General features: G+C 58.0%; 1 protein-coding gene. It reads right to left on the reverse strand.

The window, feature by feature from the left end:
• A protein-coding gene (locus ABQX22_RS26660) for an IS5 family transposase (protein WP_349802854.1) occupies positions 1 to 694 on the reverse strand; the annotation gives its coding sequence in 2 pieces (ribosomal slippage) (positions 1 to 409 and positions 409 to 694; 695 coding nt annotated over the 2 pieces). This gene is flagged as partial in the annotation.
• Positions 695 to 696 lie beyond the last annotated feature (2 nt).

The raw sequence follows: 696 nt of genomic DNA on the forward strand, positions 1-696 counted from the left end.
AGGAATCCAAGGAACATGACATCCAGCTTCTCGAAGCGCGAGAAAATCCGGCGGTAGCCTTTCAAGCGACGGAACAGTCTCTCCACTTCGTTACGCCGCTTGTACATCTCCCGGTTGTATTCCCAAGGCTCGACCCGATTGGATTTCGGCGGGACCACCGGCACGAAGCCAAGATCGAGCGCCAACTGGCGGGTTTCGTTGCCTTCGTAAGCACGGTCCATCAACAAATGAATCGGCCGCTCCACTGGCCCCAGGTGTTCAAGCAACGCGCGGCCTGCAGGTGCGTCATGCACGTTGCCAGGCGTCAATCCAAAGGTGATGGCTGTTCGAGCATCTGCGGCAACCATATGAATCTTGGTGTTCCATCCACCGCGAGACTTGCCGACGGCCTGCGGGCCGTTTTTTTTAATGCACCCGTGCCATCGGGATGGACCTTGACGCTGGTGGAGTCCAGCGAGACTGCTTCGATCTTGATGCGCACGATCTGGGACTTCTGCAATTGGGCGAACATCCGGTCCAGCACACCCGCCTTGGCCCAACGGTTCATGCGTGTGTAGACCGTATGCCAGTTGCCAAAGCGCTTGGGTAGGCCGCGCCATTTGCAGCCATGCTCGGCAACGTAAAGGATGGCGTTGACCACTTGCAGGTTGGTCATGCTGACATTGCTGCGCTGCGCCGGCAGGCAGTGTTCGATCA

Origin of the sequence: Xanthomonas sp. WHRI 1810A (genome assembly GCF_040202885.1) — a bacterium.
Classification (GTDB): domain Bacteria; phylum Pseudomonadota; class Gammaproteobacteria; order Pseudomonadales; family Pseudomonadaceae; genus Aquipseudomonas.